This is a genomic window from Leptotrichia sp. oral taxon 218, assembly GCF_018128225.1.
Lineage (GTDB): Bacteria > Fusobacteriota > Fusobacteriia > Fusobacteriales > Leptotrichiaceae > Leptotrichia.
Map to the genome: position 1 here is coordinate 209,049 of NZ_CP072377.1, position 26,306 is coordinate 235,354.

At 22.5% G+C, this 26,306-nt stretch carries 27 protein-coding genes; 23 read left to right on the forward strand and 4 right to left on the reverse strand.

Features of this window, described 5'->3' with window-relative positions; genetic code table 11:
* Positions 1-196 precede the first annotated feature (196 nt).
* The 7 genes from lepB to J5A73_RS10740 all read left to right on the forward strand — a co-directional run bounded on the left by lepB (position 197) and on the right by J5A73_RS10740 (position 7,859).
* A complete protein-coding gene (lepB, locus tag J5A73_RS01070; protein WP_211615862.1) occupies positions 197-730 on the forward strand; it encodes a signal peptidase I in 534 nt (177 codons plus the stop codon).
* Between the two features lie 67 nt (positions 731-797).
* Positions 798-2,930 (forward strand): hypothetical protein, encoded by a 2,133-nt coding sequence (locus J5A73_RS01075; protein WP_211615864.1) that lies wholly within the window; start codon positions 798-800, stop codon positions 2,928-2,930.
* 101 nt (positions 2,931-3,031) lie between these two features.
* Positions 3,032-3,565 (forward strand): hypothetical protein, encoded by a 534-nt coding sequence (locus J5A73_RS01080; protein WP_211615865.1) that lies wholly within the window; start codon positions 3,032-3,034, stop codon positions 3,563-3,565.
* A 38-nt stretch (positions 3,566-3,603) separates the two neighbouring features.
* Positions 3,604-4,107, forward strand: a complete 504-nt coding sequence (locus J5A73_RS01085; protein WP_211615867.1) for a hypothetical protein — start codon at positions 3,604-3,606, stop codon at positions 4,105-4,107.
* 68 nt (positions 4,108-4,175) lie between these two features.
* Positions 4,176-5,261, forward strand: coding sequence for a hypothetical protein (locus J5A73_RS01090; RefSeq protein ID WP_211615869.1), 1,086 nt, complete (start codon positions 4,176-4,178; stop codon positions 5,259-5,261).
* Between the two features lie 11 nt (positions 5,262-5,272).
* Positions 5,273-6,343 (forward strand): hypothetical protein, encoded by a 1,071-nt coding sequence (locus tag J5A73_RS01095; protein ID WP_211615871.1) that lies wholly within the window; start codon positions 5,273-5,275, stop codon positions 6,341-6,343.
* 1,456 nt (positions 6,344-7,799) lie between these two features.
* The gene (locus tag J5A73_RS10740; protein WP_371813422.1) at positions 7,800-7,859 is read left to right on the forward strand and encodes a hypothetical protein; all 60 of its coding nucleotides are present in this window, start codon (positions 7,800-7,802) and stop codon (positions 7,857-7,859) included.
* A gap of 99 nt (positions 7,860-7,958) precedes the next feature.
* Here J5A73_RS10740 and J5A73_RS01105 read toward each other — a convergent pair whose 3' ends face one another.
* Positions 7,959-8,708, reverse strand: coding sequence for a hypothetical protein (locus J5A73_RS01105; protein WP_211615873.1), 750 nt, complete (start codon positions 8,706-8,708; stop codon positions 7,959-7,961).
* Complete coding sequence (locus tag J5A73_RS01110) at positions 8,698-9,318, reverse strand: C40 family peptidase (RefSeq protein ID WP_211615875.1); 621 nt, start codon at positions 9,316-9,318, stop codon at positions 8,698-8,700. The genes J5A73_RS01105 and J5A73_RS01110 overlap by 11 nt, the downstream gene beginning before the upstream one ends.
* Before the next feature lie 160 nt (positions 9,319-9,478).
* On the opposite strand from J5A73_RS01110, the gene J5A73_RS01115 reads away from it, so the two are divergent.
* The 9 genes from J5A73_RS01115 to J5A73_RS01155 all read left to right on the forward strand — a co-directional run bounded on the left by J5A73_RS01115 (position 9,479) and on the right by J5A73_RS01155 (position 18,823).
* The gene (locus J5A73_RS01115; protein WP_211615877.1) at positions 9,479-9,820 is read left to right on the forward strand and encodes a hypothetical protein; all 342 of its coding nucleotides are present in this window, start codon (positions 9,479-9,481) and stop codon (positions 9,818-9,820) included.
* A 52-nt stretch (positions 9,821-9,872) separates the two neighbouring features.
* A complete protein-coding gene (locus J5A73_RS01120) occupies positions 9,873-10,982 on the forward strand; it encodes an ATPase, T2SS/T4P/T4SS family (RefSeq protein ID WP_211615879.1) in 1,110 nt (369 codons plus the stop codon).
* A gap of 42 nt (positions 10,983-11,024) precedes the next feature.
* Entirely contained in the window at positions 11,025-11,855 is an 831-nt protein-coding gene (locus J5A73_RS01125) for a type IV secretion system protein (protein ID WP_211615881.1), read from the forward strand.
* Positions 11,856-11,864: 9 nt separating this feature from the next.
* Complete coding sequence (locus tag J5A73_RS01130; protein ID WP_211615883.1) at positions 11,865-12,752, forward strand: hypothetical protein; 888 nt, start codon at positions 11,865-11,867, stop codon at positions 12,750-12,752.
* Positions 12,749-13,009: a hypothetical protein gene (locus J5A73_RS01135; RefSeq protein ID WP_211615885.1), complete on the forward strand. Its 261-nt coding sequence runs from the start codon at positions 12,749-12,751 to the stop codon at positions 13,007-13,009. The genes J5A73_RS01130 and J5A73_RS01135 overlap by 4 nt, the downstream gene beginning before the upstream one ends.
* 134 nt (positions 13,010-13,143) lie before the next feature.
* On the forward strand, positions 13,144-15,291 hold the full coding sequence (locus J5A73_RS01140) for a type IV secretory system conjugative DNA transfer family protein (RefSeq protein WP_211615887.1): 2,148 nt from the start codon (positions 13,144-13,146) through the stop codon (positions 15,289-15,291).
* Between the two features lie 92 nt (positions 15,292-15,383).
* Entirely contained in the window at positions 15,384-15,767 is a 384-nt protein-coding gene (locus J5A73_RS01145) for a hypothetical protein (protein WP_211615889.1), read from the forward strand.
* 52 nt (positions 15,768-15,819) lie between these two features.
* On the forward strand, positions 15,820-18,405 hold the full coding sequence (locus tag J5A73_RS01150; RefSeq protein ID WP_211615891.1) for a transporter: 2,586 nt from the start codon (positions 15,820-15,822) through the stop codon (positions 18,403-18,405).
* 19 nt (positions 18,406-18,424) lie between these two features.
* Complete coding sequence (locus J5A73_RS01155; protein WP_211615894.1) at positions 18,425-18,823, forward strand: hypothetical protein; 399 nt, start codon at positions 18,425-18,427, stop codon at positions 18,821-18,823.
* 91 nt (positions 18,824-18,914) lie between these two features.
* On the opposite strand, the gene J5A73_RS01160 is transcribed toward J5A73_RS01155, so the two are convergent.
* Positions 18,915-19,748, reverse strand: a complete 834-nt coding sequence (locus J5A73_RS01160; protein ID WP_211615895.1) for a hypothetical protein — start codon at positions 19,746-19,748, stop codon at positions 18,915-18,917.
* 151 nt (positions 19,749-19,899) lie between these two features.
* Positions 19,900-21,078: an NlpC/P60 family protein gene (locus J5A73_RS10385; RefSeq protein WP_249069325.1), complete on the reverse strand. Its 1,179-nt coding sequence runs from the start codon at positions 21,076-21,078 to the stop codon at positions 19,900-19,902.
* Positions 21,079-21,343: 265 nt separating this feature from the next.
* Between J5A73_RS10385 and J5A73_RS01170 the strand changes: the two genes are divergently transcribed.
* From J5A73_RS01170 to J5A73_RS01200, 7 genes are all read left to right on the forward strand, one after another.
* On the forward strand, positions 21,344-21,763 hold the full coding sequence (locus tag J5A73_RS01170; protein ID WP_211615896.1) for a hypothetical protein: 420 nt from the start codon (positions 21,344-21,346) through the stop codon (positions 21,761-21,763).
* 168 nt (positions 21,764-21,931) lie between these two features.
* Positions 21,932-22,549, forward strand: a complete 618-nt coding sequence (locus tag J5A73_RS01175) for a hypothetical protein (protein ID WP_211615897.1) — start codon at positions 21,932-21,934, stop codon at positions 22,547-22,549.
* A gap of 25 nt (positions 22,550-22,574) precedes the next feature.
* The gene (locus J5A73_RS01180; protein WP_211615899.1) at positions 22,575-22,886 is read left to right on the forward strand and encodes a hypothetical protein; all 312 of its coding nucleotides are present in this window, start codon (positions 22,575-22,577) and stop codon (positions 22,884-22,886) included.
* On the forward strand, positions 22,852-23,601 hold the full coding sequence (locus J5A73_RS01185) for a hypothetical protein (RefSeq protein ID WP_211615901.1): 750 nt from the start codon (positions 22,852-22,854) through the stop codon (positions 23,599-23,601). The genes J5A73_RS01180 and J5A73_RS01185 overlap by 35 nt, the downstream gene beginning before the upstream one ends.
* A 61-nt stretch (positions 23,602-23,662) precedes the next feature.
* The gene (locus J5A73_RS01190; protein ID WP_211615903.1) at positions 23,663-23,905 is read left to right on the forward strand and encodes a VirB3 family type IV secretion system protein; all 243 of its coding nucleotides are present in this window, start codon (positions 23,663-23,665) and stop codon (positions 23,903-23,905) included.
* A gap of 39 nt (positions 23,906-23,944) precedes the next feature.
* A complete protein-coding gene (locus J5A73_RS01195; RefSeq protein WP_211615905.1) occupies positions 23,945-24,799 on the forward strand; it encodes a TrbG/VirB9 family P-type conjugative transfer protein in 855 nt (284 codons plus the stop codon).
* A gap of 15 nt (positions 24,800-24,814) precedes the next feature.
* Entirely contained in the window at positions 24,815-26,290 is a 1,476-nt protein-coding gene (locus J5A73_RS01200; RefSeq protein ID WP_211615907.1) for a TrbI/VirB10 family protein, read from the forward strand.
* The last annotated feature ends 16 nt before the right edge of the window (positions 26,291-26,306 follow it).

Genomic DNA, 26,306 nt, shown 5'->3' on the forward strand with positions numbered 1-26,306 from the left:
TTAACTATAAATGATTATTATTTTTAAATTGAAATAATTACAAATATTTCTTGATTACATTATACATTTAATTTATAAATTTGTCAAATATTTTTTTCAAAATTTTAAATATTTTTTTAAAATTTAAAAATAAATCTTGTTTTAATTTAAAATTAATGTTATAATAAATTAAAATTAAAAAGGAGTTAAAATAAATATGATAAATTTTTTCAAAAAAAATATTTTTTTAGTTATAATATTTGTTTTTTTTAGTATAATTTTTATTTTTTCAAGATTTACTTACAATGTGACAAATAGTCTTACAAAGGGGATTTATTTTAAAAAATTTTTTCCAGAATATAAAAAAAATAATTTGGTTTTGTTTGAACTTGACAAAAAGTATTTGAAATATTTGGAAAATTTTCCGAATAAAAATAAACTGAAAAAAATTTATTTGATTAAAAGAATTGTAGGAGTTTGTGGGGATAAAATAGAAAATAGAAATGGCGGGATTTTTATCAATGGGGAAAAAAAGGGGGAAATTTTTAAGATAAAAGGATTGAACGAAAATAAAAATATAAAAAAAGAAGAAAGTTATGTTTTAAGAAAAGATGAATTTTTTGTTATGGGAGATACACCGACTTCGTTTGATTCAAGATATTTTGGAGTTCTTAAAAAAAAGGATTTTAAATTTGAGATGAAACTTTTGATTGATGAAAAAACTTTGGAAAAAATAATAAAATATTTTTGAAATTAAAATAAAAAAATTTAATAAAAAATTTTAAAGTTTTGAAAGGGAAAAGGGGAAAATTAGAAAAATGGAAGAAAATTATAAAATTTGTTTTAGAAATATTGAAAAACTTTGGAATGTGAGTATTTATTTTAATGATATAAAAAATATTTTGAATTGTGAAATAAAAAAAGATTCATTTGGAAAAGAAAATTTGATTTTTAATCCTAAAATTATTTATGGGACAAATGATTTTGAAAAACAAAATGAAATTAATAAATTTTTTTTGGAGCAAATTTCAAAAATTCAAAAGAGAAAGAAAATTATTTTTGAGATGACAATAAAAGATAGAGATTGTTTTTTAAAAAATAAAAAAGATAATAGAAATGTGGACTATAAATTGAGTGTTTTAGATTTTTTTAATTATTTTGGGTATGAAAATTTGAATTTGGAAGTTGTCGATGAAAAGTTGGATGAATATTATTTGGAAATTTCAGAAAAAATTTTTGAAAAAGTATTTTTGATTTATAAAAAAAGATATGAAGAATTTGAATATTTTGAAGAAATTGATGAAGAAACTGATAAAGAAATAAGAGAGAATTTTGAGAAAAAAGAAAATTTTAAAAATAAAATAAAAAAAAATAAAATTATCGAAATTTATATTTTTATGAAAATTTTTAATTTTATAAAAGAAAATTTTGAATATGAAAAAATTTATTTTGAAAATGGGAAAGAAGTTTTTAAAAAAGAAAAATTTTTAGCAGAAATTTCGATTTTAAAAAATTTGAAATTGAATTTTGATTTTGAAAAAAATAAAAAAGAAAAAAATTTTTATGAATTGGCAAAAAGATTTTATAAGGCTAGAATATTTTTTGATGTGAGAAAAAAATTAATTTTGATTCCTGAAAATTTATTTAAAAATCAAAAAAATATTTTTTATGAAAAAAATTTTTCGCAAGAGAAAATATTTAAAGAATTAGTATTTCAAAATTTTGAAAAAATTATAAAAAAAAATTTGATTATAAAAAATGGAATTAAATTTTATTTTGTAAATTTTGAATTTTATAATATAAATACGAAAAAAATTAGTTTTTTTGAAATTGCAAAAAGTGTTGTCTTTAAAAATTTGATTGATGAACTTAAAGAATTTGTTGTGGGAGTTTCTTGTGAAGATGGAACAATAAAAAAAAAGAGTGTAAAATTTAATGATTTTGAGCTGATAAAAAAAATAACGGATTTTCAAAAAGTGCAAATTGAAATTGAGTTTGAAAAAATTTTAGAAAAGAAAATAAAAAAATTTTTAAATAAAGAAAAATTTAAAGAAGAATCTAGAGAAGAATCTAAAGAAGAATTTAAAAGAAAATTTGAAGAAAAAGAAAAAGAAAAAATAAAAAAAAAGATAAAAAAATTGTGTGAAGAAAAAAAATTTGAAATTGAGAAAAAAAATAAAAGTTTTTCTTTTAATTTTAAAATAAAAAATTTGAAAAAAAATAAAAATTTTAAGAATCAAAAAGTTGTGGGAATTTTTTTGAATGATATTTATAGCATTATTGAAGAATATAAAAATAAAAATTTAAAAAATAAAAAATTTTTTTTTGACAGAGAATTTATTTTTATCAAAGTTTATTTTTTACTTTTAAAAAAATTCAATTTTGTTGTTCCATTTTCACAAAAGTTTGGAAATAAAAATTTTGAGAGATTTGCGACGGTCGTTTTTTTTGATGAAATTAGTTGTGTAAATTTATTTTTGGATGGGGTAATTTTTAGAGTTTCAGATTTTGATATTTTGCAAGATGAATATAAATTTTTTATGGGGAAAAATTTTAAAAGGAAAATAATTTTTTTGAATAATGAAAAAAATTTTGAAAAAAAAGAAGAAAAAGAAGTTTTATATAAAGAATATTTGGAATATAAATATAAAAAAAATTTTAAAATTAATAAAAAGAATCCGTTTGAGTTGAGCGAAAAAAATTTAGATGAATTTTCTAATTTTTTAAAATATCATAGAATTTTAGAAGAAAATATAAAATATATTTTTTTGAATATAAATACAAAAAATGAAATTTTTGTGCAAAGTTTATTTTTTAAAAATTATCTTGAGTTTTTAAAATTGATGAATGGATTTGAAAAAATTATTTTTTATGGCGGAAAAAAATCTTTTGGGAAAAAAGTTGAAGTAAAAAATTTTAGAGTAAAAATTCTAAATTTGATATTTATTTAGATGGACAATATTTTAAAACTGAAAATTTTTATTTGGAAAATGAAGAAAATGGTTCGCTTATGAAAAAAATTAAAAATATTTTTTAGAAAAGGGTGGGAATTATGTTTTTAAATTTTATTACATTAATTTTTTTAGTTGTTATTTTATTTTTGATAAAAAAATTAGGATTTGGAAATTATGGGAAAAAATTTGTTGTGCAAAATTATTTGGGAGTTGTGTTAGATGGAGAAAATAGAATTTTTATAAAAGTAAAAAAGAAAAATTTTTATTTTTTTGAAAGAGAAAAAAATTATGAAATAAAATATATTCGTGGAAAAAATAATTTTGAAGAAATAAAAGAATATTTTGATGTGACATTAAAAAATCAAGATTTTATAATAAAAGAAATAAATTCAAATAATTTTTTTGATTTTCAAAAAAAAGTAATTATTCTTTTGAGAAATCCAATTTCGGTCTTAAATAAAATTCCAATTAATTTTTTGCCAGAAACAGAATTAAAAAGTTTGATTTATGAAATGGCAGAATTTGAAATAGTTGAAATTGAGCGAAAAGATTTTAAAACATTTTTTGAAAAATTATTATATTTAAAGTTTAAAAAATTAGGAGAAAATAAAGAAAATATCAAAAATAAATAAAAGAAAAAAATAAAAAAATAAAAAAAGGAAAAAAAATAATGAAGAAAAAAATTATTGATTTTATTTTATCGCTGGAAGATGAAATTATTATAAAAGGAGTAAAACTTCCTAAAAAATATATTTTTATAGGAATTTTAGCGTTAATTATTTATTTTGTAATTTTATTAATTAATTTAAATTTTTCTAGAACTCCAATTTTTGGAGAAAAAAGAAATCCTGAATATAAAAATATTATTTTGAAAAATCAAGAAAAAGATTTTGAAAAAATGAAATCGTTTGTGGAAGAACCTGAAGAAAAAGAGAGTTCTTATGAAGAAAATATTCAAAAATTTTTAAATATTTCGAATGAAGAAATAAAAAAAATATTTAGAGAACAAAATTTGAATATTTCCGACGCAGAAATTGATAATTTTAGAAAAAATTTTTTGACAAGTATGCCAAAAAATCAAGTTCAAATTGAAAAAAAGATTGAGAAATTAAAAAATTTAGATATAGATACATCGAAAATTATTCATGAAAAAGCGAAAGAAATAAATAGATAAATAGATATAAATTAATAAATTAAAAAAATAAAATTTTAAAATAAAAAAATAAAAGAAAGGAGAGATAATTGCTTTGTGCTATAAATTTTTTTAGATTTATAAAAGGAATTTTGAAAATTTTTTTGTTTAAAAAAATTGAAATTGAGATTTTGAATGAAAACGATTTAGGGAAATCTGGTTTAGATTTGATAAAAAATAAAATTTCATCTGGAACGACAGATTTTTTTTCAATTTTAAATAATGGCGAAGTTGAACTTTCGAGAATAATTATGTCCGTTATGATTTTTTTAATTGTCATAAATATTTTATGGAAAATTTTAAAAAATGGATTTAGTGGTTCAATTGAAGAAATTGTAAAAAATATTTTAGTTGAAATTAGTTTAAAATCTCCATATTTTGTATTTGTTGCAATATATCCAGTAATTATGAAAAAAATTATTGTGCCAGTTTTTTTATTTAAATTGCCGACTTATATTTATAGTGACTTTATAAAAGCGAGTAATATTTTTATGAAAAATGGAAAATATTTAACTTATGCTGATTTAGCCATTCACATTTTTAAAAAGGGAATTCCTTTGATTGTAGCAAGTTATGGAAATGGAATTTTGGCTCAACCTAATGCGATTGGAGGACTTTTTGGGTTTTTTGGAACAATTTGGAAAACGATTTTGCAATGGTTTACAAATCCCGAAGAAATTGTTACAAATTCACTAAATACATTTGGAATGTTATTTTCTATTTCAAGAATGATTATACAAACTGTATTTTTTCGTCCGCTTACGGCAGGAATGGGACTTATGACGATTTTGACACTTTTAAAAATAGTTTTAAATATGTTTTTTAGCACATTATCGTTTATTGTCTCAACTTCAGTTGGATTATTTTATATGATTTTTGGAATGCATGAAATTACAAGAGATAAAGCACTTAATACTTTGGAAATAATAATAAGTGGATTTTTACAATATCTTGTAAATTTTGCAGTTGCAATTTTGCTTTCGATGGCAATTCAAAATTTGGGAGAAGCAGTGATAAAAAATGGAGTTATTATTACGCCTTTTAATTTGGTAAATATGATAAAAATATTTTTGTGTATAAGTTTTTTGCAAAATATTGTTTATGGAGTGGCACAAAGTTTGGCAGATAGTTTTTAAGAGGAGAATTTATGAAAATAAAAAATTTTTTTATAAAAAGATTTATTTTAATATTAATATTTTTAGTAAATTCAACATTGTTCGCAAATTTTGAATCCGATACTTTTAGTAAAATATTTAAAGAGTATACATTAAAAGGAAATGATATAGTCTCAAACTTTATTGATTCAATTTATTTTGGTGGAATTATTTTATATCGTGGAATTTCATTTAAAATAAGTCAAATTTTTGGATATATTTTACTTTTTTTCATGATTATAAATATTTTGCAAATAATTTTAAAAAATGTTGGACAAATTGATATTTATGGAATATTTAAAATGATAATTCCAACTTTTGTAATAAATCTTTTTATTTCTTTTGTACTTGTTACACCAGTTCATTATTCATTAAAATTTGGTTTTGGAAAAAATCAGTTTTATAAAAATAAAATATTTTCTGGAACTTTTTTAACATATTTTGTCGAAAGTATTTTTTCGATGTTTTATAAATTTGGAATTTTGTTTTTTGGAGATACAAGTTTTTTGTATACAACGCCTGGAAAAATTTCAAAAATATTTTTGACAAAGCCATTTGAAGTTTTAAAAGATATTTTACAAAAAATGACTTTATCTGGAATTTTTGAAATGATTATAAAAATAATGATATTAATTTTTTGCATGTGGATAATAAGTAGAATTTTATCAAAATTTGTGGGAAATATTTTTACAGCTTTGATACTCTCTTCAGTATCAACAATATATTTAATTTTTTTAACTTTGGATTCGACAAAAAAAATTGGATTTGAAGGAATAAAATTAATTATAAAACAAGCAGTCACATTATTTATTTCAGTTGCAATAATGGGAATTACTTATCAAATTTTAAATATAATATCAATTTCGAGCAGTATTGATGGAATTGCAGCTTTTTCAGTTATTATTTTAGTTTTACAAAAAATTATGTGGAATATAAGTAATGTTGTAAATTCAATTTTGGACGGAGCGGGAATCGGAAAAGAGAAAGAAAGTAAAAAAGAAAAAGAAGAAAATTTGAAATTTAATGAAAAAGATAAAAAAAATGAAAAAAACAAAAAAAAATAAAGATTTAGAAATAGAAGTAAAGAATAAAAATAGTTTATCTAAAAAAATCAGAGAAAAAGTGATAAGAAGAGAGAAAATAAAGATTTAGAAATAGAAGTAAAGAATAAAAATAGTTTATCTAAAAAAATCAGAGAAAAAGTGATAAGAAGAGAGAAAATAAAGATTTAAAAATAAAAGTAAAGAATAAAAATAATTTATTTGAAAAAAGATCAGCGAAAAAGTGAGAAGAAGGGAAAAGATAAAAAATGAAAATAAAAAAAATGACATTGTTAATTTTAACTATTGGAATTTTTTTGGCAGCAACAAATACTTTTGGGAAAATTCAAAGTCTTGAAAGAAATAATTTTCAAAATCAAAATTTTGATGAAGAAGCTATTTTTAATTTTGGTACAATTTTATCAACTGCTGCGACTGGAATTTCAGCATATAACATTGGAATAGCTGTCAATGCAATAAAATCTTCAAATTTAAATTATGAAAATGACATTGGCACAAAGCCGATTATGTGGGATAAAATAGAGTTAAAATATTGGGAAATTATTGCTGTAGCAGCATTTATGGCAAATGAAACGAGAGAAATTAAAAATATAAGCAATGGAAATAATGGTTATATAAAAAATTTAAATTATGAAAAATCTCCAATTGGAAAAATGGAAGACACAAAAGATGTTCGAAGTAAAATAATTATAAATTTATTTAAAATAGTTGGAAATATCACTGACAATGTTGGGAGGATACTTTCAAATGTTTTGGCAGCTTTTCTTTTACTTATGGGAATTACTGAAATTTTAATTGGAATTCTTAAAAGTATTTTAGAAATTGAAAATATAAATTCAAGTATAATAATTCAAATTTTAAAAAATATGATTCCTAAAATTGCAGTTATTGGAATTATTTTTTCATTTTTGGCAAACAGTTTTTTTTGGAATTTTTATACTGGAGCATTATTTAATTTTTCAATGAAAATTGGCGGAATGTTATCGGGACAAAATTTTGACATAAAAAATTTGCCAAATTATTTAACAAAATTATTTGATGTTCCATTTTCAATTATGGTTCAAGGAATAAAAATGATGTTTAATATACAAGGAGTTGTCAATAATATAATGCCGTTAATTTTGCTATTTTCTGGAATTTTATTTTTATATTTTATTTTTAAGGCAGTTATTGAAATAATGTCAATTTTAATTGATTATTTAGTAATTGGTTGTTTTTCGATGTGTATCATTATATTTTCAGTTTTAAAAGTTACAAGAAATATCGGAACTGGAGTAGTTGGAGCGGTAATTTATGCGATAACAAATGTTATTGTGCTATTTTTATTAGCTGGAATTAGTTTTTCACTAACTGATAAAATTGAAAAAAGTGGAATCAGCAGCATCTCAAAGTTATTTGAGTTGATATTTACGCTTTATATTGCAGTTTTGCTTTTAACAAAAATAAGAGAAATTGGAAAATCAATTTATTCTGGAAAAGTATTTGGATTGAAGGGGACAGAAATTTTTGGAGAATTTAAAATGCCATTTAACAAAATAAAAAATTTATAATTTAAAAAATTTTTAAAAATAAAAAATAACTCAAAATGAAATTGTTAGAGTTATTTTTTTTAATATAATTATCTGTTTAAATATTCTGGAAATTGACTAATTATTTTCATATTTTCAATATCAATTTTATTTTTTTTTATTTCGTAAAGAAAATTTAATTTTATGAAATTATTCGAAATATTTTTAAAGTTTTCATCCAAAATTTTTTGATTTTTTAAATTTATAGAATTTATATTTTTTTGTCTTTTTTTAAGAAAAATTTTTAAATTCAAAAAATTGTTTTTTAAATTAAAAATATAAAAAGAGTATTCATATTCAAAAATTTTTTTTTCTTTTTTATATTTTTTTAAATTATCAAAATTTTCGTTTTTTAAAATATTTAATTCAAAAAAATTATAAAATTTTATTTTATTTATTGAATCAATAGAATATTTTAAAGATAATTTTGAAATATTTTTCTTTTTTGAAAAAAGTTTTTTTAAATTATCAAAATCATTAAATTTATTTTTTGAATTATTTTTAAATTCTCTTTTTAAATCTTTTTCAAAATTATATTCAAAAATTTGTTTAAAGTTTTCAAATTCTAAAAAATTAAATTTTTTTTCAAAATTTTTTATTTCAGAAATTTTATTCTGTAAAAATATTTTATTTATATTTTGAAAAATAAAATTTTCATTCAAATATTTTTTTGTTTCAAAATTGTAATTTAAGTTTAAATCGTTAAAATTATGAAATAATAATAATTCGTTATCAAAAAAATTATCTTTTAAATATTCAAACATTTTGTCTATTATTCTATCTTTATTTTTATAAAACATCTACAATCCTTTTTATTATAACAATTTTTGACAAAAAATATCCTTGATTAAGTGGAACAATAACAACCTTTTTATTTTTACTGGAAGCATGAATTAAATTTCCACTTCCTAAATAAATTCCCACATGTGAAACTGTATTTGGACGATTTTTGTCCGTTTCAAAAAAAATCAAATCGCCTTTTCTTATTTTATCTAGTGTAATAGTTTTTCCAACCTTTGCTTGATTTTGTGAAACTCTTGGAAGTTTAATCCCCACTGATAAATAGACATTTTTTACAAAAGCTGAGCAGTCAATTCCATTTCTTGTAGTTCCACCCCATAAATATGGAGTTCCCAAGTAAGTATTCGATTCTCTTATTATTTTGTTGAGCAAATTGTTTAATAGAGTTTTTTTATTTTTCGGATTATTAATCAATTTTACATCTGTATTTAAATTCCTTTCAAAAGATTTTATACCCACATCTCCAATTTCGGAAATTTCTTTTTCAAATTGAGAATTTTTTATATTTAAATTTAAATTATCAATTTTGTCTTTTTCCATTGTAAATCGCAAACCATTTGTAAAAGATAAAACAGTTGTTATAAAAAAAGCAAAAATTATTTTTTTCATTTTTCTTTCCCCCTTTTTTATTTATTTTAATATTATTTTTATAAAAAGTCAAGATAAAATTTATATATTTTTTTAAAATTTAATTTTTAATTAATTTAAACTTGACAAAAAAAGATTATAAAGTTATAATTAAAAAAAGATTAATAATTAGGAGAAAAATATGAAAAGTAAAAAAATATTTATAATTATAATATTTATGTTGCTAATATTTCCAGTTTTTTCAGGTGAAATAGATAAAACCGCTTCAGAAGTGACCCAAGATGTAAATGGAATTTTATTTGGATTTATTGAATTTTTACAGTGGACGATAACTGGAGTTATGCTGATTGTTGCAATTTTAGGAATTATTCCAGAAATTTTTTCTTCTGGAAAGCCACCAGATTTGGCAGCCGTTTTTATGAAATTTATTCAGGCAGCATTTATTATTGGATTGACTTGGGCGATTGGAGATTTTATTTTTTGGATTTTTGGAGCAAATATTAATTTTAATTTGGTTTTGTAATTAAAGAAAATTTATAATAAAAAAAGAGGGGAAAAAAGGGAGAAAAAAATAAATGGAAGAGATAAAAGTTTTTGTCAAAGAAATAGAAAAAGAAAATAAAAAGACTAAAATGGAAGTTTTAGAAAAAAATCCTGACAATATTGGACTTGAAGATTTGAGTTATATTACAACTTATGATTCAATTTTTTCAAAATTGCCATATAGATATAAACAAATTATCAAAGTTAGAGAAGACAGCGAGGTTATATTTTCACAATTTGGAAAAGAGATTATGACGCTTTTAAAAGATAAAAACATCAATGAAATTAATTTAAATCAAGATGGATTTATAAGAGTGGATATGTTTGGAAAGGGGAAATTTAAGACAGATATAATTTTGGAGACAGATCGGGCGGAAAATATGATAAAGTTAATTGCCGATTATAACCATGCCATAATTTCTGAAGAAGAACCAATTTTATCGACAAATCTTCCAACTGGTGAAAGAATTGAGTGTTTAATGGGTGATATTGTAAAAGGTCAGCCAGTTTTTTCACTGCGAAAAAGACCGTCTAAAATTTTTCCGCTGACTGATTATGTAAATACTGGAAAACTTTTGGAAGAATATAGAAAAAAACTTGTGGAAGAAATACATAATGGAGCAAATATTTTAATTGCTGGAGGAGTTGGAACTGGAAAAACTACTCTTGCAAACGCTTGTATCAACGAATTAAGAGGGACAGAAAAGCGAATAATTATAATTGAAGATACGCCTGAAATTATATGCGACTGTGACAATAAAGTAGAACTTACAACTTCAAAATATGTAAAACTTGCTGATTTATTGAAAACTTCAATGCGGCTTAATGGAGATACTGTTATTGTTGGAGAATCGAGAACTGGAGAAGAAGTTGATATTTTACTGAAAATTTGGAATTCTGGTGCGAAAGGAGGATTTAATACAATTCATGCTGATGATAGTCAATCTGCATTAAAAAAAATGGAGCAGTACATGCTCTCGATAACTTCTGTTCCGCAAATTGAAGAAATAATACAAGCTGTAAATATTGTGATTACTGTAAAGAAAAAAATGGATAGCAGTAATTATATAAGTGAAATAATGAGAGTAAAAGGTTATGACTATAAAAATAAAAAATATATTTTGGAAGATTTAATTGAATAAGTTTATTAAATTGATTAAAAGTTTGAATTAAAGGGGAAAATTGTGAATATAAAAGAAATAAAAAAAATTAGTGAAAAATACGAATTTGGAAATTTAAGTAGTTCCAAAGGTATGAAGACATCTGTTGAAATGATGTATCATTCAACTGTAAAAATTCAAAAATATTTGAAAATATTACATTTTATAATAATTTGTTTAACTTTGACAAATTTTGCAACACTTCTAGGATTAATTTATAGAAGTGTAAAAAATCCTTATATTCCTTATGTTATAAGAGTTGATAAAGAAAATTCCGTCAATGGGCAAATCTTGAATACTAAAAATTCTAGCAATCAAAATGTTGATGAAAAATTAGTTGAATATTTTTTGGTTGATTTTGTGAAAAAAATAAGGACTGTTTACAGGGATAGCGAATTTTATAAAGGGCAGACAAGAGAAAAAATGGCATTTGTAAATAATTTGGCAAAAGCAAAAATTGAAGATTTTATTGCTAATAAAACTAACACAAATGAAGTTTTGAGAATGCAAAAATCAATTTCAGTTGAAATTGAGAGTTTTGTTAAAATAGACAAGGACAAATATCAAGTCAATTTTAAGGAAACGACTTATTCGCAAAATGGGATACCTGAAAAAGAAGCTAAGTATACAATGGTAGCTTTTTTGGATAAAGTTGCAGTTAATTCAAATGCGATGGTTAGATTAAATCCATTGGGACTTATAATAAAAGATGTGGAATTTGGAAATGTGAGTCAAAATGTTATGCAAAATCCGATTCCGATTCAACAAAATAATGGGAACTCTTCAAAATTTAACCAAAATCCTAGAACTCAAAATATAGAAATAGAACCGATGGAAAATCAAAATTCACAGTAGGAGAAAATTTTGGAAAATATAATAAAAAATTTGCTAAATTTAATAAATAGTTGTGAAACGAAAAAATCCGAAAAATATTCTTTTGGCTTTTTATATAAATATGAAATTATTGATGAAAAACATATTCTTTTGGTTGGAATAAAAGATGGAATTGAAAATGGGAAATTACAAAAATTTGTAAGTTTTGAAAAATTTTGCAGTAAAAATTATGTTTATAACATTACTTTTGAAAAAAATTGGGAATTTCTAAAATATATTTTGTGGGAAAAATTTGAAATTGAGTTATTTGAAATTTTGAATTTTAAAAAAGAAAAAATAGAAAATTGGGATTTTGATTATTATGAAAGTGAAATTTTTAATATTATTTTTAAAGAATTGATTTTTGAAATAAGAAAAAATTTCAAACTAAAAAAAATTGCAAAAAAATATTTTGAAAAATTTGAAACTTACGAATTTGAAATTGATAAAATTTTTGAAGAAATGAACGGAAATGAAACTTTAAATCTTATTTTTGATGATTCGTTGTATAAGAATTATGAATTTTCTCAAAACTGTGAATTTCTTTGGGAAAACATAACGAATTTTAGAATTTTAAATTTTAAAATAAATTTAAAAAAAAATTTTTATTTTTTGAATATGAAATTTCAAATTGAAAGTTTTTACGAAGAAAAAAATATTTTGAATTATTATGATATTGAAATTCCTGATTTTTTATCTTTTCCAATTGAAGAAAAAAATGAAAAACTTTTGAAAAATAATTTACTTTTGATTTTTTATTTGGACAGCGATATTTTGTATAGTATGATTTTGGAAAAACTTTTGAAAAATAAAAAAATATTATTTCAAAATCAACCGTTCAAAATGGAATTGAAATTGGAATTGGAATTGAAAATTTGAAAGAAGAAATTATTTTTAAATTAGTTAAAAAATTTAGTGGAAAATTTTTTGTTGGAAGCGAAAATATTTTTTTGAAAAAAGATGTAAAAAAAATTTTTTATGAATTTTTGAAAAGAAATAATTTTAAATATGAAAAAAATTTGTTTATCAAATTTTTAATTATGAGTACAGGAATAAATATTTATGATTTTCATAACATAGATTCTTTTTTTGAAATGGTTGAAAAAATATCTTTAGAATATGTGAAAGGGGAATAAAAAAAATGAAAAAAAATAAAATTAATTTAAAATTTATAATTATTTTTGTAATATATTTTTTTGTAAATATTTTAGTATATATTTTATTTTTTAATTTGATATTAAAAAAAAATTTTTTTTATATTTATAAAATTTTGTCTCAAAAAACGAATCTCAAATTTTTCGGAACTTTTGCACTTGCTGGAAAAAAAATAAATTATCATGGGAAAACAATTTATATTTCCCAGAGTCCATTTTTTTTAAAAGCAAAAGCCTTTGCAATTTTTTATCTCATAATTTTTAATTTAGTAATTTTAATTTTTTACTTTATTTTAAAAAAGAAAAAAAGAAAAAATGATTCACATGGTTCAGCAAAATGGGGTGGTATTGAAGAAATTGACTTTAAACCAGGAAAAGATAAATATTTTGGTGTGAGCTTAAAATCTGATAAAGGTGTGGTTTTGGGAAGATTTAATGGAATAACTTTGCGAGATAATAATAAAACTCATATTTGTGTTACAGCGCCAACTCGAACTGGAAAAGGAGTTTCTATTATAATTCCAACACTTATTGATTCTTGGAATGAAAGTGTTGTCGTACTTGATATTAAAGGAGAAAATTATCAGCTGACTTCGGGTGCTAGAAAAGAAAAATTTGATAATTTAATTTTAAGATTTGCTCCAAAATCAAAAAATTCGTGTGGATATAATCCGCTTGGAGAAGTCAGATTTTTGACTGAATACGAAATGGAAGATGTACGACTTATCGTCGATATAATTATGCAAGATGACAGTGGCGGAGGAAAAGATCCTTATTGGAATAATTCGGCGGCAGATTTGTTAATTGGAATAATTTTTTATGTGATGTATAAAAAATTTTTGCAAAATCCAAAATTTCTTTTTGAAAACGGCGAAAAAAAGCCAGTATCTAGTGCAAGTATGGCAGATGTGGTCGATTTTATAACAGATCCAAATTACACGGCACCAATAAAAGAAATAATTTTACAGAAGGCGCAGGAAGAAAATATGATAGAAGAATTTGGAAAAGATGAAGAAATTAAAGAATATGTCAGAAATAAATTATTTCAAATGTATCCGAATGATGCTGAAATAATTAGAAGAGGAAGGCATCCAAAAGCAGCTAGATACCTTATGGAAAAAGGAAATTTACCAGAACAGACTTTAGGTTCTGTAATTGGTTCAGCAAAAGTTAAACTTTCGATTTTTGAAATTCCGATTGTAAAAGATAATACGAATCACAGCGATTTTAGAATTTTTGACTTGATGAATTATAAAAATCCAATATCGCTTTATTTAGTTGTGCCACCTGCTGATATAACTTCACTTTCTCCACTAATAAAAATACTTTTATTGCAAATGGTAAATATTCTTACTCCAGAAATAGATTACATTAATAAAAAGGGGCATAAATGGAGAATGCTTTTGCTTTTGGATGAATTTCCAGCAATTGGGAAATTGGAAATTTTAGAAAAGGGAATTGGGTATGTAGCTGGTTATGGGATGAAAATGATGTTAATTCTTCAGTCGCTGGATCAATTATTTAAAATTTATGGGAAAGAAAACGGATTTTTGTCAAATTGTCAGACGCAAATTTTTTATACTTCAAATGACGAAACTACTTCAAATTATGTTTCGAAACTTTTAGGTAAGGAAACAGTAGAGCAGTTTACTCAGTCAAATAAGACGATTGGAACAATTATAAAATCTGAAAGTCAGCAATTTTTGGGAAAAGATTTGCTTACACCAGATGAAGTTGGGAGATTTCCGAGTGATAAAATAATAGTTAAACTTTCAGGAAGAAATCCGATAAAAAGTGATAAAATTGTCTATTTTGAGGAAAAAGAGTACAGTGATTTGACAAAAATTCCATATATTTACACGGAAAGTTGTTATGATAAAGAAAAGCGATATATAAAACTTTCTGAAGTACAACAAGAAAAATATAAAAATTATCCATATAATTATATTCCTTATAAAGTTGCACTAAAAAATATGAAAAAAGATATTAAAAAAATTTATGACGAAATAAAAATTTTGGAACTAAATATTGAAAAACTTGATAAGAAAGAATTGGAAGAATATAAAAGAAGTAGAGAAAATTATATAAAAAATAGCAAAGGAATAAAAAAATATATTGAAATTTATAATAAAATTCAAAAAGAAGATTTTTTTAAAAAGAAAATAAAAAATATAAAAAAGAAAGAAAATTATCTTTTTCAAAAAGTAAAAAAAGTAATATTAAAATTAATAGTAAAGAAGAAATATATGAAATTGATGATTTAGTAAATAATATTAATTTTGAAAATATGTTTAAGAATAATTCTAAAAAATAAAAGAAAATAAATTAAAATATTTTTATGAAAGGAGAAAATTTTATGAAAAAAATATTTTTGTTTTTAATTTTTTCAAGTTTTGTTTTTTGCAATCAGAATGAAAAACCAGAAATAGAAATTATTGATAATTCAATTGACAATTCAAACGAAGAAAATAAAATTTATGAAAATAATGACTTTTTAAAAATTCAGTTGCAAAAACATAAAAATGTGAGAGAATTTTATTATTTTTCGAGATGGCATAAATATTTGAGAGAAGTCGAGGAAGAAAATTACAGAAAAAAAGAATATGAAAATGCGATGGCACAATATGAAAATGATTTGAGAAAATATAATGAAAAAGTGAAAAATAGTGAATTTAGCGAAGTTCCAGAAGGAGAAGCAGTAAATATTGAAAAAATAAATCAAAATTTAGAAGATAAATAATTCTTATTTTAAAGCACGAAATATTTTTTAGAGAATTTTTGAAAGGGGAAAAATGAAAAGTAAAAATAAAAAAAGGAATTTTTTTGTTTCTGAAAATTTTAATGACAAATTTAAATTAACTGCAACTAATGACAGCGTGAATTTTTATATTCCGTATAGAAGAATGATTGATAAAAATACACTTTTATTAAAAAATGGTGGATTTGCTAGAGTTTTTGAAATAATTAATAAAGATTTAGATTATGTTGATGATATTGATAAAATTTTGAAAAATTTAAACGAGACATTGAAAGAAGTCAATAGTGGAGTCGTTTTTCACTATGAAACGCAAAAAATTCCAGTTAAGAGAGAAGAAGAAAAAATAAGTGAGTTTTCTCCAATTCCTACGATTATTGGTCATAAAATGCGAAGTGAGCTTTTTAAAAAGAAAAAATTTTATAAAATTCGTCATTATTTGACAATTTCATATTTGTATGATTACACAAAAGAAAAAAATATTGATGAATTTTTGTTTAACGAAGGAATTTTTAAGAAAAAAGATTATTTGAAACAATTTGATAATTTGATTAAAGAATTTAACAGAAAATTGGAAGATATTTTATTTAGGCTTGAGTATGCAGTTTTAGACATTAAAGTTTTGGAAAATAGTGAATTGTTAAATTTTTTATACAGAACGATAAATCCAAATTTGCCATTAGTTAATTTGAAAGTTCCACCGTTAAGTTTTCCAATTGATGAATGGTTAAGCTGTTCACAGATGAAAATTGAAAATGGAGCAATTAAAGCAAACGATTCGTATACAAAAGTTGTGAGTATAAAATTATTTCCAAGTGAAGTCGTCCCACAAATATTTTCAGAACTTGAAAAATTAAAATTTTCGTTTAGAAGTGTGACTAGATTAATTGGACTTTCTAAAGAAGAAGCGATTTCTTCAATAAGAAATATTGAAAAATATCAGTTTGGAAAAAGATACAATATGATTCAAATTGTTTTAAATGCATTTAATAACACTCATGGAAATATTGACAATGGGAACGAAAATAGAATTAAGAAAACTTATGAAGCAAAATATGCGAGAGAAGAGTTGGAAGCAGACAAAGTTTCTTACGGATATTACACTTTTGCTGTAATAATTTCAGACAAGAATTTAAAAAAATTAAATGAAAAAGTTAATTTAGTCATTAGAATTATAAATCGTCATGGTTTTACCTGCTTAGATGATAAATTAAATGTAAAAGATGCTTATTTTGGCGCAATGCCGTCCAATATAAAACAAAATATGAGAAAAAGTCCAATGAATTCGGAGTCACTTGGATATATGCTTCCAATTTCTTCAGTTTTTGAAGGCAATGACTGGGATGAGCGTATAAATGCGCCAAATTTGTTTGACACAATAACAAATGACAGAATTTTTCATTTTAATAACAAAGTTGACAAAGATGTTGGCCATACACTTGTATTGGGACCTACAGGAAAAGGAAAATCTGTTCTGCTGGGAACGATGGTTTTGAATTTTTTGAAATACGAAAGTAAAATTTTTAGCAATAAAAATGGTAAAAATTATGAGAAAAGTCCTGCACAAGTTTTTGTATTTGATAAAGGGGCATCATCGAAAGTTTTGACAATGGCTTCAGGTGGGAGATTTTATGATTTGGGAAGTGAAAATCATATGGCATTTCAGCCACTTAGAAATATTCATAAGTCAAAAGATATGGAATTTGCTATGGATTGGGTGATGGGACTTGTTGCACAGGAAGATGAGAGTTTGGCAAAAGATGTGGTTAATCGAAAAAAAATATATGATGCGCTATTGTCTTTAGCAAAAATGGAATTTAAAATGCGAACAATCAGTACACTTGTAAAACTTGTGCAAATCCCAAAATTAAAAGAGGCACTAAGAGTTTATTCGCAGGAAGGAATTTATGGAAGCTATTTTGACAGCAATAGCGATGTGATAGAAAATACAAATTTTTTGACTTTTGAAATGGGAGCGATTATGGAAAAACCTAAAGTGCTTTTACCAATTTTAGAATATTTATTTTTTAAAATCGAAAACGAAAAATTGGGAAAAGATATTCCAACTTTGATTATTCTCGATGAATGCTGGGTTTTTTTGCGACATGAAAGAATGAAAGCGAAAATTGAAGAATGGCTAAAAGTTTTAAGAAAAGCAAATGCTGAAGTTGTTTTTGCAACACAGTCATTAAACGATATAGAAAAATCAAGCATAGCTGCAACGATAAAAGATGCATGTATGACAAAAATATTTTTGCCAAATGAAAATGCGCTAAGTACACATAAAAAACTTTATGAAAGTTACAATCTTTCACAGATTGCAATTTCAACGATAGATAAAGCATATGGACAAAGGCAATATCTTTATAATTCGAAATATGGGACGAGACTTTTTGAGCTAAATTTATCAAAACTTGAATTGGCATATGTCGGAGCAGGAGATGATACATCAAAGTCAGTAATAGAAAATTTATCAAATATTTATTCAGAAAAATATTCAAAAATAGAAGATAAAGAGAAATATTTAAGAAATTTAAATAAAGATTATTTAAAATATAAATATGAAGAAAATAAAATAAATTTTGAAGATTTACAAAACATAAATAAAATATTAGAAAAATAAAAATTTAAAGGGGGAAAAAATGAGAAAAAATTTTACAGCATTAATAGTTTTATTAATATTTTTATCAACAAATTTAATTTATGCAGCAAATCAGCAACTTTTGGGAATGTCAGTAAATACAAATACTAATATGGCAACAAATACAGTGTTTAACAGAGTTTTAGGTGGAATAATGGGTTTTCTTCCTTGGATTCAGTGGATTGTTACGGCAGGAGGATTACTTATGTTTGCGATTTCAGTTTTTAATTTATACAGAGGACAACAACTAGATTTAGCAGAATTATTTAAAAATTTAGTAATTTATGGGATTATCATAGGTGGAACTTGGTTCGGTCCAAAACTTATTTCTGATATGTCAGGTGCAAGTGATTCTTCTCAAGCTCAATCTATAAATATATCTCAGATGTATATTAAATAAAAAATAAAGACTTTCTTTATTTGAACTAAACTTTTTATCTTATTTTTTATATTTAAGATTTTTAGTTCAGTTCATTTTTAAGAAAGTCTTTTTAAATTTTTGTTCCAATCTGACTAATAGTCTTTATTATATTTTTTATTATTCCCATCAAAAGAAAAATTGCAACGATATATACAAATTTTCCACCAATTGAATAAATAAATTTTAAATATCCAACACATATTCCAACTAAGATAAAAGTTAGATAATATTGTATTGAATTTGAAATAAGGAGTTTTGGAATCATAAGTCCATAATTTTCTCTTAATGGTTTAAATATTAAAAATATAAATGAAATTCCTGAAAAGATATAAATTAAATGGACAGTTAAAATAAGTTGTAAAATATCACTAAAAAATATAATAATTAAAAAATACATAAAAATTTTTAATAATATTAATATTATCGTAGTACCTAAATTACTTTTTAAAATCCATTCTAAAAATATAGTCCAAGTATCCTTTAAAGTATAGATTCGTTTTGGGATTTCTTCCAAAGTTTTCCAGAGAATATCCAAATTTAATAAAGTTCCATTTTCAATAAATAAATTTTTTCCTTCAATTTGGAAGTTAAAAATATATTTTGGAATTTTTTTGAAAATTAATGGTTCAATAATATTTTCTAAAATGTTGAGTCCATTTATCCAATTTATTAAAATAAAAAATAGAAATCCAAAAAAAATTAATTCATTTACGAGTTTTGATATAACTTTGGATGGATTATTTTCAACCAAAATTAAAAAAATTTCGTAGAGAATATTTAAAACCATGAGAATAAAAACGATAAGAATAATATTTAAGATCACAATTTTCATTGAGTTTTTTCCAAATAAAATTACATTTTCGATATTTTTAGCAATTATACTATTTCCATAATTTATAATCATAAATTTTTCCTCAAATTTTCCTTTTTTGTTTTTATTTTTTTAGTATAAAAAATTTTTTATAATGCAAAATGTACCTAATATTTTAAAAAATTTTTAGGCACATTTTACAAATTTTAGAAGATAGATAAAAAAATTAAAATAATTTTTTTAATTATCTAGTGAATAACTGTGAGTTTTTTTTATCAGTATTCATATTTTTAATAGTAGCCTCTTTTGTAGTTACTCTATTTTGCCATCCTTTCAAGAAAACTTTATTTTTTCCATAACCAATGCTGTTGTAAAACTTTCTTTGAGAATTATGATATTCTTTGAGGAAAGTTTCGGGATTTGTCTTATTTAATGCTTCTAATGTTTTTTCACCGAGTACACCATCTACTTTTAAGTTGGTATTATTAATTTTGTTTAATGTTTCTTGAGCTTTTCTCACGCCATAATTACCAGAAGTTACTGAAAAATCGCAAATGGAAAGAGCAATTTTGTCATTTTTAACTTTATCTAATTGATTTTTTTTATAATAGTCTTTTTCATAGATTTTTTTGGCAAAATCTAAGGATAAATTACGCATATCACCTTTGTATCCATGACTTCTAGCTTCTTTTTCAATAATCCCATATTTTGTTTTTCCACCACTGTCGTTCTTGTCATTGGAATAAACACCTTCCACTTTTAAAAGATATTTGAAAATTTCTTCAAAACGATTATCACTATTTTGAGTAATTTCATGTTCTTTAGTTTTATTTATAACTTTATTTTTTATTGCGACATCTTCCAAAGAACCCCCTCCTTTAAAGTCTTTTCTGGCGTCAATACTTCTTATTCTAACCCCAACTCCCGCTTTAGAAGGAGTATTATTTTTTCGACCGCCTCCACCAGATTCCATAATTTTTCCATCTCCCATATATACTGCTACATGACTTACTTTATCTTTCCCATAAAAAACTAAATCTCCAGGTTTTAGTTCAGATTTTTTCAAAGTTTTTGATGTAAATTTAGATTGGTCAGAAGAAACTCTTGGAATTTTTAATCCTGAATTTTTATAGATACTTTGGGAAAATCCTGAACAGTCATAATAGTTTGGTCCTTGACCTTCCCAGACATATTTTGGTCTTGGATTTCTGTTGTATATTTTTTGAGCATTTTCCAATACATCTTTTCTTAAATCTTCGATTGACTTTTCCTTTTTTTCTGGCTTTGAAGAAATTTCGGCTTCTTTTTTTATACTGGAATTTCCAGTTTCAATTTTATTTTTTTTAGAATTTTTTGTAGTTTTTGCAGAGATTGAGTCAAAAATATCCATTATAACATTTAAATCATTGTTTTTATTTGCCATAAAAATCGCTCCCCATTATATAATTTTTAAAATAAGTTAAATAAAATATATATTTTATGTTTTTATTTTACAATATAATATTAAAAAAAGTCAAATTTTTGAAAAATCTAATCAAATATAGGTAATTACATATTTATTTAACTTTTTTGCTCAAAAAAAATAAAAAATATTTAAAAAAATTTAAATTTTTTAATTTTATCTATTGAAATAAATTAAAAAATGTAGTAAAATTATTTTATAAAATTAATATTAAATTAAAAAAGTGGTGATAAAAATGGATGGACTTGCTTTGTTTTTGATAATTTTAGAAATATTGTTTTTATTTTTTGTAATTTCAAGAGAAAATAATTTGTATTTTAAAAAAATTTTTGAAACGATGGAGGAAAATTTTGTGAAAAAAAGTAAACTTGAGATTGAGTTTAAAAGAAAAAAATTTAATAAAAAAAATTATATTGTATTTTTCATAATTTTTTTATTTTCACTATTTTTAGATACAAAAATGACAGCGATAATTTTAATCAGTCTTGTAATGTTTTTTCTTTTGAAGTTACAAGTTTCTTATGAAAAATTTTCTAAAATATTTGTAAATTATAATCCAAATATAAAAAAATATAATTTTTATTTGTTATTTATTCTTTTTTTACAAACGATGATAATAGTTTTGACATTTTTTCTTTCAAGGTAGGTAATTTATGAAAAAAAATATTAGATTTATTTATTTTTATACTTTAATTTTGTCTGAATATCAAAAAATAAAATTAATATTTTGAGAGAAAATAATTTTTTTGAATTTAAAAGTTATTATATTTTAAAAAATAAAAAAATTAAAAATATAAAAAAATATAAATTTATTGTGAAATATTTGGAAAAAATTTTGGATTGCGAAATTAATTTTAACAAAAAAAAGTATTTAGAAAAAAAGATTTTATTAAATTATGAGATTAAGAATTTTGATTTAGAAGAAAAAATTATTATAGATGTTGAATTTGGTGAAAATATTAAAAAAGAAAAAAGTGACTTCTTTATTTATCCAAAAATATTTGTTATTTTAATTATTTTTGAAAAAATAAAAAAAACTAAATATTTTATTTCATTAAAAAATAAAAAATTTAAAGATTTGTATTTAAAAATTGTTGTCGATGTAATTTATTTGATTATTTTTTCTGGAAGTTTTATTTTTAATTTTATTGAAATTGAAGAAAAGGAATATCTTGATATTTTTTTGGAAAAGACAGAAAAATATTTTTTGTTTGTAAATTCAAATAATTTTTGCGATTTTTCTAAAATTAATTTTGAAAGTTTGAAAGAAGCGCAAAGTTATATAAATTTATTTAAAAAGGCGCTAAATGATGGATGTTTTTATTGTGGCAAAAATTTTAAGTTTTATTTTAATAAGAAAAATATGGTAAAAAAAATAGAAGAAATAAAAAAACTAAAAGAAAATATTGATTTTGAGAAAATAAATATTTAAAAGTTTTTAGAAAGGGTTAATATGGATGAAAAACAAATTGGAAATATTTATCGAAAATAAAAGTGAAGAATTAAAAAAAATTATGAATGACAATGAAATTGCAAATTTTCTTGAAAAAAATGAATTAGATGGCATTTATGACGATAATTTTTTGGAGAACAAAGCGTTAGTTATGAAATTTTCGGAAATTTTTATTTGTATGTATTTTCAAAATAAAGGAGAAAAAGTTAGGCTAAAAACAAAAGTGAATAAATTGGAAAAAGAAATTAAAAAATTAACTTTTAAAAAATTAAGGGGAAAAAATGAAACTTACTGGCAATTTTTATTTAGAAAATGAAAAGATAACTTTTTTATTTGTTGTTTTAGATTTTGGTAAAAAAAATATTTATCTTCAATATAAAAATAAAATTTATGATTTGAGATATTTAATAAATAAAATTAAAGATAAAAAAATATTTTTTTGGATTAAATTATATTATGAAAATAAGATTTTTGAATCTCACATAAAAAAAGTGGTGGAAAGTCCTGAATATAAAAAGAAATTTTTTAAATTTTTTGAACTTGTTATAGAAATTGAATTTGTTAATTCAAATTTTCCTTTAGTAATTTCAAAAATAATCGAAATTGAACCCAATTTTGATGAGAAAAAAAATAATTTTTTGATTTATGCTGTTTTGGCAAATAAAATTATTTTGAAACAAAGTGAGAAAATTCAAATTTTTTATAAAAAGTGCAAAATTGAATTGGGATATTATAATTCAGATTTTAGTAAAATTTTTAAATTACTTGGAACATATATTGAACTGCGGAAAGGTTATAAAATATTGCAAATTTCAAATATTGTAAATTCAAATTGTTTTGATTTAACAAAAGAAAAAACTATTGAAAATTTTGAAAAAAGTGGATTTTTGAAAAAAAATAAGAAAAATAAAAATAATAAAAAAGATGAAATTATTGAAAATTGGATTAAAGATGAAACTTTTGAAAAAGTAAAAGAAAAATTTGATGGAATTTTGGAAGATGAGATAATAAAAGAGTTATTGAATTTTTAAAATATAAAAAAATTAAAGAAAGGAAAGTGCGAAATTTTAATATTTTTCGTACAATAAAATTATGAAGAAAAGACAGATTTTTTCATCACTTATGGATGAAATGGAAATTATGGGAGTTCCTTTGCAAATTTTTAAAGTAATAATGGGATTTACAGGAATCTTATATATTCTTACAAAAAATTTTATGGCATTTGTAATAGCGGCAATTCTTATGATGGTTTGTAGAATTATTTGCTTTGGTGACAATTATAAAATAAATTTATTGTTTAAATATTTTACTGATGAAGATGAACTGGATGCTTAAAAATTTTTGAGATGAAAAGGAGAAAAATAAAAAAATAATATGAATAAAATAAATAAAGTAAATAATAAAATAAATAAAGTAAATAAAGTAAATAATAAAATAAATAAAATTTTGATAAAAGCATTAATTTTTCTTGTATTTGGAATTTTTGTACAAGCTGAAGAAAATAAAGAAAATTTTTTTAGTCAAGAAAGTATTTCAAAAATGCAAATAAAAAAATTGATTTCTGGAAAACAAGATGCGATAAAACGGGTTGCGACTACTTTTGATTACTATTCTGACAGCATTTATGACATTTATGTCACGCCAGATTTTGTCACGATGATAAAGTTTGATCCAGAAGAAGAGATTATCGCTGTTATTGGCGGAAATAATTCTAATTTTGAGATGGAGCAGGAATTTGGCGGAGAAGATAATTCTGTTTATTTGTTTGTCAGACCTACAGATCTTGATATAACTTCAAATGTTAATGTCATAACAAATAAAAGGATTTATATGTTTAATTTGTATTCGACTCTTGAAATATTTAATCCGTTTGTGAAATTTAATTATTCATCTTCTGAAAATGATATGAAGGCAAAAATCCCAGTAAAAAAAGACTTGAATAAAAACTCTATTTTAATGGATGTTAATAAAATGGATTCAAATTATACTGTGACGAATAAAAATTTACCATTTGCTCCGACACAAGTTTTTACTGATGGGATAAAAACGGTCATAATTTTACCTGAAGAAATACAGGAAGCACCTGTTATAATGGTAAAAGGAACTGGTGGAAGTGGATTTGAAGTAGTTAATTTTGAATATGAGTTTAATAGAATAATTGTTCACAGGAAGATTAAGGAAGCGGTACTTAAACTTGGGAAAAAGCAAGTTAAAATTAAACATAAGTAAAGGAGAGAAAATAAAATGTATAAAAAAAATTTAAAAAATTTAAATGATTTTGAAACACATGAAGAAGAAGATTTTGTAATTGATGAAGCTGATGAAGATGAATTGGAAGATGATATTGGAGACATTTCGGATTTTGAAGATGAGCCAAAAAAAGATTTGAAAAAAGTTGGAAAGTTTAAGAAAAATTTGCTAATATGTTCTGCAATTTTTGGATTTTTAATGATTGTGGGACTTTTTGCAATTCCTGGAATGATAAAAAAATCGTCTGAAAAAAATAAAAATCAAAATGAACTTAGTCAAAATATGGAACAACCTGTTTATGATGGGGAAGTTGATTCTGAAGATGGACAAAATAAAAATCTTAATTTGGGAAATCAAAATAATGCGGCGATAAATGTAAACGAACCTTGTGATACAGTTAATTTAAATAATCCAAATAATATCAATAATCCAAACTGTGCAAATATTTCAAATAATCAAAGTATGAATCAAGTTCAGAGTGAAAATCAAAATGAATCTCAAAGTAAAAATCAAAACGAAAGTCGAAATAAAATTTCCAAAGCTCAAAATCATAAAAATAAAAATTTTGAAGCTCAAGATTTTTCACAAAATGAAATACCAAAAAAATCTAATAAAAACATTTTATTTGAAAAACAAAATAAAATTTATTCTTTTAGAAATATTTCTAAACCTGAAAAACCTGAATATCATCCAAGGAATATAGAAAAGCCATTATCTGGAGCATTAAATTCATTAAATAAAAACAATAGTTCTAATTTGAATATCAATAAAAATAATAAAAATAGTGAGAATAGTGAAAATGGTGAAAATAATGAGAGTAATAAAAGCAATAATAATAAAAATAATAAAGAAAATATAAGACCGAAAGCTAGAGCAAATGGAATAAATACTTTTTCATTACAACAAGGAAGTTATATTCCAATTGTAACTTCGACGAAAATGAATAGCGATAATTCTAGCTATTTTATGGCTATTGTTTCTGAAAATGTTTATTCAAAAGAAGGAAAGCATAAAATTTTAATTCCGATGGGGAGTAAAATAATTGGAAATTACTCGGCACTAAAAAATAATAACGATACAAGAATGCTTATGATGGTTGACAAAATTATTCTTCCAAATAATAAAGTAATTGTATTTGAAAAGTCGAGTGTGATCGACTTAAAAGGTGAAATTGGTGCAAGGGGACAGTTGAACACAAAAGTAACTCAAAGACTTGGAAAATCGTTACTTGCACTTTCGTTTAGTGTAGCGGATTTGGTATTAGATTATAGAAAGACTAGAGTTGCACGAAGATATCCAGCAAGATGGGATGAAATAATAACAGATCCTGTAAATACAGTAAAAGATTCGATGGAAACGATAGATAAAGCCTGGAATTCTGTAAAAAATCGAATTAAAATTCCTGTTGGAACTAAATTGAATGTTTTTACTGGAAATGAAATTATTTTGGAAGAATATAAAAGAAGTTAATTAAAAAAATGAAAAA

Bases quoted from the DNA above. Each gene is read 5' to 3' on its own strand.
- lepB (WP_211615862.1), top strand. From the start codon at position 197: ATGATAAATTTTTTCAAAAAAAATATTTTTTTAGTTATAATATTTGTT.
- J5A73_RS01075 (WP_211615864.1), top strand. From the start codon at position 798: ATGGAAGAAAATTATAAAATTTGTTTTAGAAATATTGAAAAACTTTGG.
- J5A73_RS01080 (WP_211615865.1), top strand. From the start codon at position 3,032: ATGTTTTTAAATTTTATTACATTAATTTTTTTAGTTGTTATTTTATTT.
- J5A73_RS01085 (WP_211615867.1), top strand. From the start codon at position 3,604: ATGAAGAAAAAAATTATTGATTTTATTTTATCGCTGGAAGATGAAATT.
- J5A73_RS01095 (WP_211615871.1), top strand. From the start codon at position 5,273: ATGAAAATAAAAAATTTTTTTATAAAAAGATTTATTTTAATATTAATA.
- J5A73_RS01105 (WP_211615873.1), bottom strand. From the start codon at position 8,708: ATGTTTTATAAAAATAAAGATAGAATAATAGACAAAATGTTTGAATAT.
- J5A73_RS01110 (WP_211615875.1), bottom strand. From the start codon at position 9,318: ATGAAAAAAATAATTTTTGCTTTTTTTATAACAACTGTTTTATCTTTT.
- J5A73_RS01115 (WP_211615877.1), top strand. From the start codon at position 9,479: ATGAAAAGTAAAAAAATATTTATAATTATAATATTTATGTTGCTAATA.
- J5A73_RS01120 (WP_211615879.1), top strand. From the start codon at position 9,873: ATGGAAGAGATAAAAGTTTTTGTCAAAGAAATAGAAAAAGAAAATAAA.
- J5A73_RS01145 (WP_211615889.1), top strand. From the start codon at position 15,384: ATGAAAAAAATATTTTTGTTTTTAATTTTTTCAAGTTTTGTTTTTTGC.
- J5A73_RS01150 (WP_211615891.1), top strand. From the start codon at position 15,820: ATGAAAAGTAAAAATAAAAAAAGGAATTTTTTTGTTTCTGAAAATTTT.
- J5A73_RS01155 (WP_211615894.1), top strand. From the start codon at position 18,425: ATGAGAAAAAATTTTACAGCATTAATAGTTTTATTAATATTTTTATCA.
- J5A73_RS01160 (WP_211615895.1), bottom strand. From the start codon at position 19,748: ATGATTATAAATTATGGAAATAGTATAATTGCTAAAAATATCGAAAAT.
- J5A73_RS10385 (WP_249069325.1), bottom strand. From the start codon at position 21,078: ATGGCAAATAAAAACAATGATTTAAATGTTATAATGGATATTTTTGAC.
- J5A73_RS01180 (WP_211615899.1), top strand. From the start codon at position 22,575: ATGAAAAACAAATTGGAAATATTTATCGAAAATAAAAGTGAAGAATTA.
- J5A73_RS01185 (WP_211615901.1), top strand. From the start codon at position 22,852: ATGAAACTTACTGGCAATTTTTATTTAGAAAATGAAAAGATAACTTTT.
- J5A73_RS01190 (WP_211615903.1), top strand. From the start codon at position 23,663: ATGAAGAAAAGACAGATTTTTTCATCACTTATGGATGAAATGGAAATT.
- J5A73_RS01195 (WP_211615905.1), top strand. From the start codon at position 23,945: ATGAATAAAATAAATAAAGTAAATAATAAAATAAATAAAGTAAATAAA.
- J5A73_RS01200 (WP_211615907.1), top strand. From the start codon at position 24,815: ATGTATAAAAAAAATTTAAAAAATTTAAATGATTTTGAAACACATGAA.